Origin of the sequence: Streptomyces flavofungini (assembly GCF_030388665.1) — a bacterium.
In the GTDB taxonomy this organism is placed as follows: Bacteria; Actinomycetota; Actinomycetes; order Streptomycetales; family Streptomycetaceae; genus Streptomyces; species Streptomyces flavofungini_A.
Genome location: NZ_CP128846.1, coordinates 7,015,528 through 7,029,547, shown reverse-complemented (window position 1 = coordinate 7,029,547; position 14,020 = coordinate 7,015,528). Strand labels below are relative to the sequence as shown.

General features: G+C 70.5%; 10 protein-coding genes. 1 reads left to right on the top strand and 9 read right to left on the bottom strand.

What is annotated here, in order from left to right:
• Nucleotides 1-73: 73 nt before the first annotated feature.
• Nucleotides 74-1,003 carry a tyrosine-protein phosphatase gene (locus QUY26_RS30070; RefSeq protein ID WP_289952080.1) on the top strand — a complete coding sequence of 310 codons (930 nt, stop codon included), beginning with the start codon at nt 74-76 and terminating at the stop codon, nt 1,001-1,003.
• On the opposite strand, the gene QUY26_RS30065 is transcribed toward QUY26_RS30070, so the two are convergent.
• From QUY26_RS30065 to gltB, 9 genes are all read right to left on the bottom strand, one after another.
• Complete coding sequence (locus QUY26_RS30065; protein WP_289952078.1) at nt 934-1,755, bottom strand: VWA domain-containing protein; 822 nt, start codon at nt 1,753-1,755, stop codon at nt 934-936. The genes QUY26_RS30070 and QUY26_RS30065 overlap by 70 nt on opposite strands.
• A gap of 34 nt (nt 1,756-1,789) precedes the next feature.
• Nucleotides 1,790-2,542, bottom strand: coding sequence for an alpha/beta fold hydrolase (locus QUY26_RS30060; protein ID WP_289956173.1), 753 nt, complete (start codon nt 2,540-2,542; stop codon nt 1,790-1,792).
• 379 nt (nt 2,543-2,921) lie between these two features.
• Complete coding sequence (locus QUY26_RS30055) at nt 2,922-4,022, bottom strand: hypothetical protein (protein WP_289952077.1); 1,101 nt, start codon at nt 4,020-4,022, stop codon at nt 2,922-2,924.
• A gap of 18 nt (nt 4,023-4,040) precedes the next feature.
• A complete protein-coding gene (locus tag QUY26_RS30050; RefSeq protein WP_289952076.1) occupies nt 4,041-4,259 on the bottom strand; it encodes a hypothetical protein in 219 nt (72 codons plus the stop codon).
• A gap of 188 nt (nt 4,260-4,447) precedes the next feature.
• Nucleotides 4,448-5,320, bottom strand: a complete 873-nt coding sequence (locus QUY26_RS30045; protein WP_289952075.1) for a carbohydrate ABC transporter permease — start codon at nt 5,318-5,320, stop codon at nt 4,448-4,450.
• Nucleotides 5,317-6,309: a carbohydrate ABC transporter permease gene (locus QUY26_RS30040; protein ID WP_289956172.1), complete on the bottom strand. Its 993-nt coding sequence runs from the start codon at nt 6,307-6,309 to the stop codon at nt 5,317-5,319. The genes QUY26_RS30045 and QUY26_RS30040 overlap by 4 nt, the downstream gene beginning before the upstream one ends.
• Before the next feature lie 31 nt (nt 6,310-6,340).
• Nucleotides 6,341-7,651 (bottom strand): sugar ABC transporter substrate-binding protein, encoded by a 1,311-nt coding sequence (locus QUY26_RS30035; protein ID WP_289952073.1) that lies wholly within the window; start codon nt 7,649-7,651, stop codon nt 6,341-6,343.
• A gap of 275 nt (nt 7,652-7,926) precedes the next feature.
• Complete coding sequence (locus QUY26_RS30030; RefSeq protein ID WP_289952072.1) at nt 7,927-9,387, bottom strand: glutamate synthase subunit beta; 1,461 nt, start codon at nt 9,385-9,387, stop codon at nt 7,927-7,929.
• Nucleotides 9,380-13,936 (bottom strand): glutamate synthase large subunit, encoded by a 4,557-nt coding sequence (gltB, locus tag QUY26_RS30025; RefSeq protein ID WP_289956170.1) that lies wholly within the window; start codon nt 13,934-13,936, stop codon nt 9,380-9,382. The genes QUY26_RS30030 and gltB overlap by 8 nt, the downstream gene beginning before the upstream one ends.
• Between the last annotated feature and the right edge of the window lie 84 nt (nt 13,937-14,020).

Genomic DNA, 14,020 nt, shown 5'->3' with positions numbered 1-14,020 from the left:
CCGTTACCGTCCCACCCGATCCCGGCCAGACAACAGTCCGGCCGGACGGCGCCAGGCACGGAAAGGCGGTCCGATGCGCAGCACTCGCACCCGTACGGCGGCCACCGTCGCGGTCCTCACACTCCTCCTCGGCACCGCACCGGCGGTGACGGCGCACGCCGCGCCGACGGCGCCCCGGCCCTCGCCCACGCACCCCCTCACCTCCGAGACACCCCGGCAGATCCCGCTCAAGGGGGCGGTCAACGTCCGTGACGTGGGCGGCTACCGCACCTACGACGGCGAGCGGGTGCGGCACGGCCGGGTCTTCCGCGCCGACGCGCTCAGCAAGCTCACGGACGGGGACGTGGTGAAGCTGGCCGGGCTCCGGCTGCGGACGGTGGTGGACTTCCGGGTCGCGGAGGAGGTCCAGTACGACGGCCGGGACCGGCTGCCCGCGGGGCTGGTCGCGACCGCGCGGCCTGTCACCGACAACGGCCTGTTCCGGCAGCTCATGACCGTGATCGGCTCCCGGGACCCGGTCAAGCAGGAGGAGATGCTCGGCGGCGGGAGGGCCGAGGCGTTCATGCGGGACGTCTACCGCACGTTCGTCACGGACGCCACGAACCGCGCGCAGTTCGGCGCGACGCTGCGCGACATCGCGGGCGGCGGCGCGGCCGCGCCCCTCCTCTACCACTGCACGTCGGGCAAGGACCGCACGGGCTGGACGACGTACGTCCTGCTGCGTGCGGTGGGGGTGCCCGAACGCACCGCCGTGGAGGACTACTTGACGTCCAACACCTTCCGTGCCGCGTACGACGCGAAGCTGCGCGAGACGCTGCGGCAGACCGGCATGATGCAGAACCCGGACCTGCTCGTCCCGCTCCAGGAGGTCCGCACCGGCTATCTGGACGCGGCGCTCGCCGAGGTGAGCCGGCGGTACGGGAGCTTCGGCGGCTATCTGACGAAGGGGCTCGGGCTCGACGCGGGCACGCTGGTCGAGCTGCGCCGGGCGCTGGTGGGGTGAGCCACGAGGCCCTGGGGGGCCGCGGTGCGGGGCGCGACGATGCCGTGCTCGCGGGCCGCGGCCAGCCACTGCGGGAACTCGGCGACGAGGTGGTCGTACAGGACGTCGTCCGAGACGGCGGCCGGGTCCTTGCCGAGGTGGAAGAACCCGGCGTTGTCGACGGCGCGGCGGTCGGGCACGGGCAGTTCGTCGAGCCTGCGCAGATAGTCGAACTGCTTGCTCGCGGGGTCGCCGAAGCCGATGAACTGCCAGAACAGCGGCAGCTTCGCCGCCTTGCACAGGTAGTGCTCGGCGGCGGCCCTGTTCACCGGGCCGCCGTCGGTCTGGAAGACCACCAGGGCGGGTGCGGTGGCGCCGCAGTCCAAGTAGTGGTCGATGACGGCGTCCATCGCGGCGTGGTAGTTCGTCCGTCCCATGTGTCCGAGTCCGGCGACGATCTCCCCGATGCGGCCCCGGTGGCCGGTCAGTTCGACGTCGGCGACCGCGTCCACGTCCGTGGAGAAGAAGACGGCGGGCACGACTCCGTCGTCGTCCAGGTGCGCGGACAGGCCGAGCACGCGGTCGGCGAGCGCCTGCACGCTGCCGTCGTCGAAGTACGGCCGCATCGAGCCGGAGTGGTCGACGACCAGATAGACGGCGGCGCGCTCGCCCTCCAGGCCGTGGGCCCGCAGGCGCTCCCCCGCCGTCTTGTAGAGACTGACGAGACCGGGCGCCACGGCCCGCACCTTTTCGAGACTGATCGCCGCACCCATGGCACCAGCGTACGGGCGACTCCGTGCGCCTCGATCAGCCTTCGAGGAAGTCGACGGCCAGGCGCAGGAACTCCGCCTCCCGCTCCACGTACGCCAGATGTCCGCAGCGCGGGAACACGTGCAGGCGGGCGTCCGGCATGGCCTTGAGCGCGACGAACGCGCCGTCGAGGGGGTTGACGCGGTCCTCGCGGCCCCAGGTGAGGAGCGTCGGCCGGGTGATCCGGTGCGCCTCGCGCCACAGCATCGAGCCCTCGGGCCACTTGGCGAAGGCCGCGCCGAGCCGCTGGGCGCCGAGGCGGGCGCCGGGGTCGAGGGCCTGCGCGTACCGCTCCTCGACGAGGGCGTCCGTCACGCGGGACGGGTCGTGGACGAGGGAGGTGAGGAAGGCGCGCACGTGCTCGCGGGTCGGGTCCGGGGCGACGCTGAACTCGATGAGGCGCTTGACGCCTTCGGTGGGTTCGGCGGTGAACAGGTTCAGCGCGAGGCCCGCGGGGGCCGTGAGCAGCAGCCGGTCGACCTTGTCCGGATGGTCGAGCGCCAGCCGGGCGCACACCCCGCCCCCGAGCGAGGCACCCGCGAAATGCGCCCTCGCCACCCCCAACTCGTCCATCAGCCCGGCCACGGCCTGCGCACCGAACGAGAACACGTCCTTGTCCAACTCGGGCTTGTCCGACTGCCCGAACCCCGGCAGATCCACAAGCACCGTCCGAAACCGCCCGGCGAAGCCCTCCAGGAGACCCCCGAACGCCCCCCACGCACTGGCCCCCGGCCCGCCCCCGTGCAACATCACGAGCACCGGCGCGTCCGGCTCCCCGGGCCCCGCCTCGTGGTAGTGCAGCGCAACACCCGCCCCCCGCCCACGCCTCGAGGTCCCCTCATGGCTCAGACCCATCCCACCCACACCGACCCCTCCACCCAAGCCTCACGACCACCGTCACCCCATGCTCCCGCACCCCCACGCCCCCCACCCACCCGCCCCTTCCGCTACCGCGACCCCCGTCCCGGGTGGGAAAAGGACGGGCGGAAGAATTCAGCCCGCCCCGGCTCTCGGAGGGAGAAGGACGGGCGGGGAACACAGCCCGTCCGGCGCTCGAGGACGAGCGCGCAGCGCGACCTGTGCCCACCCCGGGCAACGTACAGACGAAGCACCCCAAGCCGCCTTGAGCCTAGGCGGGCCGATCCCCGAAGGCCGGCAGCGCGAAGACCCTGACCTTCGCGTCGTCGGACATGAGCGCCACCAACGGCAGCACAAGGTCCCAGAGATCCCGCTTGCCCACCTCACGGACGAGCGCGTCGAGTTCGTCGTCGGCCAGCTCCGCGGCCCGGTCGGCCACCACCTTCCGGGAGTCCTCGGGGAGCACCTCGACGAGGGGCAGGAACTCCCCCCACAGGCCGGTGGCGACGACGGCGGGGACGACCCCGCCGAGGACGTCGGCGTCCCGCAGGGACGGCAGCCCCGCCACCGTACGGAGTTCGTCAGCGCCGAGCAGCGCGACCAACGGCAGCAGCGACTCCCAGAGCCCGTCACGGGCCACGGTCACGACGAGCGGGTCGAGCCGCTCGGGCGGCTGCGCGGCGGCGAGGGAGGCGATCCGCCCGCGCTGCTCGCCGGTCACCATCTGGGCGACGGCGAGCGCCTCGGGCCACAGTCCGTCGGCGGCGGCCGTCCCGATGACGGCGGCGAGCCGTTCCTCCCCCATCAACTCGACGATGTACCCGAGTCGTTCGGGCTCGTCGATGAGGAAGCCGGTGCGCAGCACCACCGCGTCGGCGACCTGCGGCAGGATCCGGCGGAGCGCGCTGTCGCGCAGGTGGCCGACGAACCGCCCCATCGTGATGTGGTCCTCGCGCTCGGCGAGGGCGACGGCGATGCGGACGAGCAGGTTCTCGTCGAGGCGGTCGACGATGCCACTGATGCGCCGTGGGTCGAGGTGCCTACAGGACTCGGCGGTGAAGGAGACGGGCAGCTTCTCGATGATGTCGGCGGCGCGGCCGGGTTCGAGGCGCCCGGCGACGGCGGCGGCGAGCCGGGGCCCGAGCGCCTTCTGGGAGATGGCGGCGGCGACCCCGGCGGGCACGAGCTTGGTCGCGGAGGCGATGCGGTCGAGCATGTCGGGCGCCCGGTCGTAGAGCGTCGCGACGCAGTCGGCGCGGAAGCGGCGTACGTCGTCGGCGGGCAGTTCCCCGAGGAAGGCGAGCGCGTCGGGCTCGACGTCGAGGAGGCGGGCGGTCTTCAGGGTCTCGGCCCTGCCGCGCAGCTTGTCCATGGTGTCCTCGCCCCCGGCCTACCGGAAGAGGATCCGGCGTACGGGCCCGCGGGCCAGCGCGGGCACCAGCTTCAGGGCCTCCTCGGCGGCCTGGTTCAGGCCGGACGCCCGGCTCTCGCGCTCCCGGCGCAGCGCGTCGGCGAGCGACGCGAGCCGCTCGGGCGGCAGCCCGGCGAAGGACTGCGGGGGTGCGGCCCCCAGCTCCGTCGTCAGTTTCTCCAGTGCTTCGTTGCTCACGGGACCTCCCGGAGGTGCGCTGGGCTTCGAGGTCCCGAGAGTGGAGCGAAATTGAATAGTAGTCAATAGCGGGGGCGAGTCGGAGCGGGAGCCGGGCGCCAGCCCGGTACGGCCCGCACAAGCGGAAGGGGGACGGGGAGGCACGGCCCGAACCGGGCAGCCTCCCCGTCCCCCTCGCAGCGCGCGGTTCAGCCCTTGACGGCCCCCGCCGCGAGACCCGAGCCGAGCCTGCGGTGGACGACCACGAAGAAGAGCATCACGGGCACCGTGACCAGCGTGGAGCTGGCCATGACGGGACCCCAGGACGTGGTGTTCTCGCCGAAGAACTGGAAGATGCCCACGGCCGCCGTGTACTTGTCGCTGCCCTTCATGAAGGTGTACGCGAACACGAACTCGTTCCACGCCGTGATGAAGGCGAAGATCGAGGTGGCGACGAGCCCCGGCGCGACCAGCGGAAGCAGCACCGACCAGAACATCCGGAACCAGGAGGCGCCGTCGATGTACGCGGCCTCCTCGACCTCCTTGGGCACCGCCGCGACGAACCCGCGCAGGGTCCAGATGGCGAACGGCAGCGACAGGGCGATGTAGACGATCGACAGGCCGAGCAGCGAGTTGAGCATCTCGTAGTCCCGCATCTGGATGAACAGCGGGATGACGAGAGCCTCCAGCGGCACCATCTGCACGATCAAGATCATGATCAGCACGGAGGTGCGGAACTTGAACTTGAAGCGGGCCACCGCGATCGCCGCGAACAGCGAGAGCAGCCCCGCCGCCAGGATCGTGGCGAGGCCGACGATCGCCGAGTTCAGCAGGTACTGGCCGAAGTTGCCCCGGTCGAAGACGAAGTCGAAGTGCTCGAAGCTGATGCCGCTCGGCAGCAGGTCCGAGCCGCGCGTGAGCGCCTTCGGGTCGAGGGCGGTGGAGACCATCCAGTAGACGGGGAAGAGCGTGAAGACCAGCAGGGCCGCCACGGAGAGCGGCAGGCCGACGCGCGCGGCGAGCGAGGTACGACGACGGGGCCTCCCCCGCCCGAGCGAAGCCGGGAGCTTGGAGACGCTCACAGGTCCTCCTCCCCCTGCCGGAACAGCGTCCGGATGTAGACGACGGTGATGGCGAGCAGCAGCAGCGTCAGCAGGACGGCGGCCGCGGCGCCCGCGCCGTAGTCGTTCTTGGCGAACGCCTCGATGTAGGAGTACACGCCGAGGTTGTAGACGTCGGGGTTGGAGCCGCTGCCTCCCGGCATCAGGAAGACCTGGGTGAAGACCTTGAAGTCCCAGATGGTGGAGAGGATGGTCACCACCAGGAAGACGGGCTTGATGGTCGGCACGGTGATCTTCCAGAACCGCTGCCAGGCGTTGGCGCCGTCGATCTCCCCCGCCTCGTACAGCTCCTTGGGAATGGTCAGGAGCCCGGCGAGGACGGTGATCGCCACGAACGGGAAGCCGTGGTGCACGACGTTGATGGTGGCGATGGCGTAGAACGGCAGCCGTTCGGTGAACCAGTTGGTGGTCTCGGCGTCGATCAGGCCCAGGGAGTCGGCGAGTTGGCTGACCATGCCGTCCTCGGGCGAGAACAGCCAGATCCAGACGTAGGTGCCGGTGACCGCGGGCATCGCCCAGGCGGCCAGGATCGACACCGAGCAGATCAGCTTCCAGGTCGGGCCGAGGCGGTTCAGGAGCAGCGCCACGGCCGTGCCGAGGGCGACGGTCAGACCGACACAGGCGAACGCGAAGAACACCGTGTTGGGCAGGACCGTCTTCCACAGCAGTTCGCCGGTCAGCAGCTCCTTGTAGTTGTCGAAGCCGGTGTAGGTGCCCTTGCCGCCGCCGAACTTGACGACGTAGTCCTGCAGCGACAGCTTGCCGACCTGGATCAGCGGCCACAGCAGCAGGCCGATGAGCACGACGAGCGCGGGGGCGAGGAGCAGCCAGGGGCGGGTGAGGGTGGTCAGTCTCTTGCGGCGGCGCGCGGCGTCGCCGTCGTCGGACCGGTGGGAGCGAAGGCTCGAAGAGCCGGACGAGCCGTCCTTCGAGCCGTCGCTGACGAGCATGTCTTTCACGTGGTCACTCGTCCCTGTGTGCCTACTTGTCGTCGGCGAAGATCTTGTCCATGTCCTTGGCCGCCTTGTCCGCGGCCTCCTTCACGGACGACTTGCCGGTGAGGATCGACTGGACCATGCCGGTGACGACCTGCGAGGCCTGGATCTCGCCGTACGCCTTGGTCTTGGGCACCGTGGCGCCGGCCTCGATCATCTGCTTCGCGAACGGCTCGACCAGCGGGTCCTTCTGGGCCTCGATCTTCTTCAGCTCGGAGTTCTGGCCGGGGAAGTAGTTGGTCTGCTTGGCCCACTTCGCGGCGAACTCACCGGTGGTCATGAGCTTGACCAGCTCCCAGGCCAGTTCCTTCTTGTCCGTGTTGAACGCGGACAGGTAGGAGCCGCCGAGGAAGGACTTGCTCATCCCGCCGGTCGGGCCGGGGATCGGGACGGCGCCGAGCTTGCCCTTGAGCTTGGGGTTCGCGTCCGTGATGGCCTTGGGCGTCCAGTTGCCGCCGATCGCCATGGCGATCTGGCTCTTGTTCCAGGCGTCGCCGACCTCCTTCTCGGTCCAGGTGTTCACCTTGGCCGGGGAGACCTTGTCCTTGGTGGCGAGGCCGGTGTAGAACTCGATGCCCTTGATGGCCGCGGGCGAGTTGATGACGGACTTCCACTTGTCGCCGTCCTGGGTGGCGAGGTCACCGCCCGCGCCCCAGATGAAGGGGGTCGCGAACATCTCCGCGCCGCCCGCCACCGGGAACGGGATCAGGCCCGGCTCCTTGTCCTTCAGCGTCTTCGCCGTGGCCTGGAGCTCCTTCCAGGACGTCGGCGGCTTCAGCTTGTGCTTCTCGAAGATGTCCTTGCGGTAGACGATGGACCGCACGCCCGCGTACCACGGCATGCCGTACTGCTTGCCGTCCAGCGTGCCCGCGTCCTTCAGTCCCTCGACCAGGTCGCCCGCCAGGCCGGACTTCTTCACGTCGTCCGTGACGTCGACGAGCGCCTCGGTCTCGGCGAACTGCGGCACCCAGGTGGTGCCGACCTCGGCGACGTCGGGGACCTGGTCCTCGCCGCCCTCGATCGCGGTCGTGAACTTCTTCTGGGCGGTCGCCCACTGCTGGTACTCGACCTTGATCTTGGCGCCGGTCTTCTTTTCGAAGGCCGCGCCGACCTCCTTGAAGAAGGGCCGGGGATCGGGGTTGGTGCCTTCCATGATCCACACGGTGAGCGTCTTGCCCTTGCCGTCGACCTTGCCGCCGTTGTCGCCGCTGTCGCCGCCGTCATCGCCACCGCACGCGGTTGCGGTCAGACCGAGCGCCAAGGCGATACAACCTGCCGCGATGACACGTCGCTTCATGCCGGCCCCCTTCAGGTTCCTGTGGTGAGAGCGATTCTGGTCACACAGAGTGTGGGCGGTCTAGACCCTTTCGGCGAAGCGGCCGAACCGTAATCACCGTTGCGCGGTGCGCTACGGCTTGCAATCGGCGTTGCGCATGACGCAATTCCGGTGGACGCGCCGGGCACGGGGCGCACAAAAGAACGCGACGCCCACCCAGTGTCCGGTCGGGGACAAGGCAGGCGTCGCGCCAGTTCCGTACGCCGTTGTACGGGACGTGTGAGGGGCCGTACGGACTACACCGTCAGCGCCCGGTCGGTCGGGCGAATGGGCGAGGGAAGATCACTCGCACCGGTGAGGAACCGGTCCACCCCGCGCGCGGCCGAGCGTCCCTCGGCGATCGCCCACACGATGAGCGACTGGCCGCGCCCGGCGTCACCGGCGACGAACACACCGGGGACGTTGGTCTGGAACTCGCCGTCACGGGCGACGTTCCCGCGCGCGTCGAGTTCGAGCCCGAACTGCTCGACCATGCCGTTCTCGCGGTCCGTGCCCGTGAAGCCCATGGCCAGCGTGACGAGCTGGGCGGGGATGCGCCGCTCCGTGCCCGGCTTCTGGTTGAGCTTGCCGTCCACGAACTCGACCTCGACCAGGTGCAGGAACTGCACGTTCCCGTCCTCGTCGCCCTCGAAGTGGGTGGTCGAGACGGAGTAGACCCGCTCGCCGCCCTCCTCGTGGGCCGAGGTGACCTTGTAGAGCATGGGGAAGGTCGGCCAGGGCTGGGCAGCGGACCGCTCGTCGCCCGGCCGGGGCATGATCTCCAGCTGGGTGACGGAGGCGGCGCCCTGGCGGTGGGCGGTGCCCACGCAGTCCGCGCCGGTGTCGCCGCCGCCTATGACGACGACGTGCTTGCCCTCGGCGGAGACGGGCGTGGTCACGTAGTCGCCCTCCTGCACCTTGTTGGCGAGCGGCAGGTACTCCATCGCCTGGTGGATGCCCTTGAGCTCGCGTCCGGGGACGGGCAGGTCACGGGCGGTGGTGGCGCCGGCGGCGATGACCACGGCGTCGTAGCGCTTGCGCAGCTTCGCGGCGTCGATGTCGCGGCCGATCTCCACGCCGGTGCGGAACTTGGTGCCCTCCGCGCGCATCTGCTCGATGCGGCGGTTGATGTGCCGCTTCTCCATCTTGAACTCGGGGATGCCGTAGCGGAGCAGGCCGCCGATGCGGTCGGCGCGCTCGTACACCGCGACGGTGTGCCCGGCGCGGGTGAGCTGCTGGGCGGCGGCGAGGCCCGCGGGGCCCGAGCCGATGACGGCGACGGTCTTGCCGGACAGGCGCTCCGGTGCCTGCGGCGCCACGTCACCGGTCTCCCACGCCTTGTCGATGATGGAGACTTCGACGTTCTTGATGGTGACGGCGGGCTGGTTGATGCCGAGGACGCAGGCCGCCTCGCACGGCGCGGGGCACAGCCGCCCGGTGAACTCCGGGAAGTTGTTGGTGGCGTGCAGCCGCTCGGAGGCGGCGGACCAGTCCTCGCGGTAGGCGTAGTCGTTCCACTCGGGGATGAGGTTCCCGAGCGGACAGCCGTTGTGGCAGAACGGGATGCCGCAGTCCATGCAGCGCGAGGCCTGCTTGGAGATGATCGGGAGCAGCGAGCCGGGGACGTAGACCTCGTTCCAGTCCCGCAGCCGCTCGGGGACCGGGCGGGTCTCGGCGACCTCGCGGCCGTGGTTCAAAAAGCCCTTGGGATCAGCCATTGGTCGCCGCCTCCATCATCTTCTCGGTGATCTCGGACTCGGAGAGTCCGGCTCGCTCGGCGGCGTCCTTGGCGGCGAGCACTGCCTTGTACGTGCTGGGGATGATCCTGCTGAAGCGGGCCACGGACGTGTCCCAGTCCGCGAGCAGCTTCTCGGCGACGGTGGAGCCCGTCTCCTCCTGGTGGCGGCGCACGACGTCGTGCAGCCACTGCTTGTCGGTGTCGTCGAGGGGCTCGACGGCCGCCAGGTTCCCGGCGTTGACGTTGTCGCGGTCCAGGTCGATGACGTACGCGATGCCGCCCGACATGCCGGCCGCGAAGTTGCGCCCGGTCTCGCCGAGGACGACGGCGTGGCCGCCGGTCATGTACTCGCAGCCGTGGTCGCCCACGCCCTCGGACACCACGAGGGCGCCGGAGTTGCGCACGCAGAACCGCTCACCGGTGCGGCCGCGCAGGAACAGCTCGCCGCCGGTGGCGCCGTAGGCGATGGTGTTGCCCGCGATGGTGGAGTACTCGGCGAGGTGGTCGGCGCCGCGGTCGGGGCGGACCACGATCCGGCCGCCGGACAGGCCCTTGCCGACGTAGTCGTTGGCGTCGCCCTCCAGGCGCAGGGTGACACCGCGCGGCACGAAGGCGCCGAAGGACTGGCCCGCGGAGCCGGTGAAGGTGATGTCGATGGTGTCGTCGGGCAGGCCCGCGCCGCCGAACTTCTTCGTCACCTCGTGGCCGAGCATGGTGCCGACCGTGCGGTTGATGTTGCGGATCGCGACCTGGGCGCGGACCGGCTGGGCGTCCGCCTGGGAGTCCGCGGCGAGCGCGTCCGCCGCGAGCTTGATCAGCTCGTTGTCGAGGGCCTTCTCCAGGCCGTGGTCCTGGGCGACGACCTGGTGGCGCACGGCGCCGCCGGGCAGGTCCGGGACGTGGAACAGCGGCTCCAGGTCCAGGCCCTGGGCCTTCCAGTGGTTCACGGCCCGCTCGGTGTCGAGGAGCTCGGCGTGCCCGACGGCCTCCTCGATGGAGCGGAAGCCCAGCTCGGCGAGGAGTTCACGGACCTCCTGCGCGATGAACTCGAAGAAGTTGACGACGTACTCGGCCTTGCCGCTGAAGCGCTCGCGCAGCGTCGGGTTCTGCGTGGCGATGCCGACCGGGCAGGTGTCCAGGTGACAGACGCGCATCATGACGCAGCCGGACACGACGAGCGGCGCGGTCGCGAAGCCGAACTCCTCGGCGCCGAGCAGCGCGGCGATGAGCACGTCACGGCCGGTCTTCAGCTGGCCGTCGGTCTGCACGACGATGCGGTCGCGCAGGCCGTTGAGGAGCAGGGTCTGCTGGGTCTCGGCGAGGCCGAGCTCCCAGGGGCCGCCCGCGTGCTTCAGCGAGGTGAGCGGCGAGGCGCCGGTGCCGCCGTCGTGGCCGGAGATGAGCACCACGTCCGCGTGCGCCTTGGAGACGCCCGCGGCGACCGTGCCGACGCCGACCTCGGAGACCAGCTTCACGTGGATGCGGGCCTGCGGGTTGGCGTTCTTCAGGTCGTGGATGAGCTGGGCGAGGTCCTCGATGGAGTAGATGTCGTGGTGCGGCGGCGGGGAGATGAGCCCCACGCCCGGCGTGGAGTGCCGGGTCCTGGCCACCCACGGGTAGACCTTGTGGCCGGGGAGCTGGCCGCCCTCGCCGGGCTTGGCGCCCTGGGCCATCTTGATCTGGATGTCGTCGGCGTTGACCAGGTATTCGCTGGTCACGCCGAAGCGGCCGGAGGCGACCTGCTTGATGGACGAGCGGCGCGCCGGGTCGTAGAGGCGGTCGGCGTCCTCGCCGCCCTCACCGGTGTTGGACTTGCCGCCCAGCTGGTTCATGGCGATGGCGAGGGTCTCGTGCGCCTCGCGGGAGATCGATCCGTACGACATGGCGCCGGTGGAGAAGCGCTTGACGATCTCGGAGACCGGCTCGACCTCCTCGATGGGGATCGAGGGCCGGTCGCTCTTGAAGCCGAAGAGCCCGCGGAGCGTCATCAGGCGCTCGGACTGCTCGTTCACGCGGTCCGTGTACTGCTTGAAGATGTCGTAGCGGCGGCTGCGCGTGGAGTGCTGGAGGCGGAAGACCGTCTCGGGGTCGAACAGGTGCGGCTCGCCCTCGCGGCGCCACTGGTACTCGCCCCCTATGTCCAGGGCGCGGTGCGCGGACGGCACGCCGGAGGCCGGGTAGGCCTTGGCGTGGCGGGCGGCGACCTCCTGGGCGATGACGTCGATGCCGACGCCGCCGATCTTGGAGGCGGTGCCGTTGAAGTACTTCTCGACGAAGGCCTCCTCCAGGCCGACGGCCTCGAAGACCTGGGCGCCGCGGTAGGAGGCGACCGTGGAGATGCCCATCTTGGACATCACCTTCAGGACGCCCTTGCCGAGGGCGAGGATCAGGTTACGGATGGCCTGTTCGGCCCCGCCGTTCTCATCGGCGTCCAGGAACGTGCCCGCGCGCACCAGGTCCTCGACGGACTCCATCGCCAGGTACGGGTTGACGGCCGCCGCGCCGAAGCCGATGAGCAGCGCGACGTGGTGCACCTCGCGCACGTCGCCCGCCTCGACGAGCAGGCCCACCTGGGTGCGCTGCTTGGTGCGGATGAGGTGGTGGTGGACGGCCGCGGTGAGCAGGAGCGAGGGGATCGGGGCGTGCTCGGCGTCGGAGTGCCGGTCGGAGAGCACGATCAGGCGGGCGCCGGCCTCGATGGCGGCGTCGGCCTCGGCGCAGATCTCCTCGATGCGGGCGGTCAGGGCGTCACCGCCGCCGCCGACCCGGTACAGGCCGGAGAGCGTCGCGGCCTTCATGCCGGGCATGTCGCCGTCGGCGTTGATGTGGATGAGCTTGGCCAGCTCGTCGTTGTCGATCACCGGGAAGGGCAGCGTGACGCTGCGGCAGGAGGCCGCGGTGGGGTCGAGGAGGTTGCCCTGCGGGCCGAGCGAGGAGCGCAGCGAGGTCACGAGCTCCTCGCGGATTGCGTCCAGGGGCGGGTTGGTGACCTGCGCGAACAGCTGGGTGAAGTAGTCGAAGATCAGCCGCGGGCGCTCGGAGAGCGCGGCGATCGGCGTGTCCGTGCCCATCGAGCCGATCGGCTCGGCCCCGGTCTTGGCCATCGGGGCGAGCAGGATGCGCAGCTCCTCCTCGGTGTAGCCGAAGGTCTGCTGGCGGCGCGTGACGGAGGCGTGCGTGTGCACGATGTGCTCGCGCTCGGGCAGGTCGGACAGCTCGATCTCGCCGGCCTCCAGCCACTCCGCGTACGGCTTCTCGGCGGCGAGGGCGGACTTGATCTCGTCATCCTCGACGATGCGGTGCTCGGCGGTGTCAACGAGGAACATCCGGCCGGGCTGCAGGCGGCCCTTGCGGACGACCTTCGCCGGGTCGATGTCGAGGACGCCGACCTCGGAGCCGAGGACGACCAGGCCGTCGTCGGTGACCCAGTAGCGGCCGGGGCGCAGGCCGTTGCGGTCGAGGACCGCGCCGACCTGGGTGCCGTCGGTGAAGGTGACGCAGGCCGGGCCGTCCCAGGGCTCCATCATCGTGGCGTGGAACTGGTAGAAGGCGCGGCGGTCCGGCGACATGGAGCCGTGGTTCTCCCAGGCCTCCGGGATCATCATCAGGACCGAGTGCGGCAGCGAGCGGCCGCCGAGGTGCAGCAGTTCGAGGACCTCGTCGAAGGAGGCGGAGTCGGAGGCGTCCGGCGTACAGACCGGGAAGATCCGCTCCAGCTTCTCCGTGCCGTCGCCGCCGCCGAACACCGTGCTGGCCAGCTGCGACTCGCGGGCACGCATCCAGTTGCGGTTGCCCCGCACGGTGTTGATCTCGCCGTTGTGCGCGACGAAGCGGTAGGGGTGCGCGAGCGGCCAGCTCGGGAACGTGTTGGTGGAGAAGCGCGAGTGGACGAGCGCGATGGCCGTGGCGAAGCGGCGGTCGGACAGGTCCGGGAAGAAGGGCTCCAGCTGGCCGGTGGTCAGCATGCCCTTGTACACGATCGTGCGGGCCGAGAGCGAGGGGAAGTAGGTGGCCGCCTCGCGTTCGGCGCGCTTGCGCAGCACGAACGCCTTGCGGTCGAGGGCGAGCCCGCTGCTCTCGCCTCCCCCAGGCTCCGTCCGGGAGGTGCCCCCAGCGACGAACAGCTGGCGGAAGACCGGCATCGTCGAGCGGGCGGTGGCGCCGAGCAGCGTCGGGGCGACGGGGACCTCGCGCCAGCCGAGCACGGTCAGGCCCTCTTCGGCGGCGATCGTCTCGATCTTCGAGACGGATTCGGCGGTGGATTCCTGCGGCAGGAAGGCGATGCCGACGGCGTACGCGCCCGCCTCGGGGAGGCTGAAACCGGCCGCTTCGCGCAGGAACGCGTCCGGGACCTGGAGCAGGATGCCGGCGCCGTCGCCGGAGTCGGGCTCGGAACCGGTGGCGCCGCGGTGTTCGAGATTGCGCAGTACGGTCAGCGCCTGCTCGACGAGCTCATGGCTCGCCTCACCGGTGAGGGTGGCCACGAAGCCGACACCACAGGCGTCGTGCTCATTACGGGGGTCGTACATCCCTTGCGGGACGGGGCGACCGTCCATGGGCGACCAGGCGTCGGAACGCATCGGCACTCCCGTCGTCGTGATGGGGGCGACCTC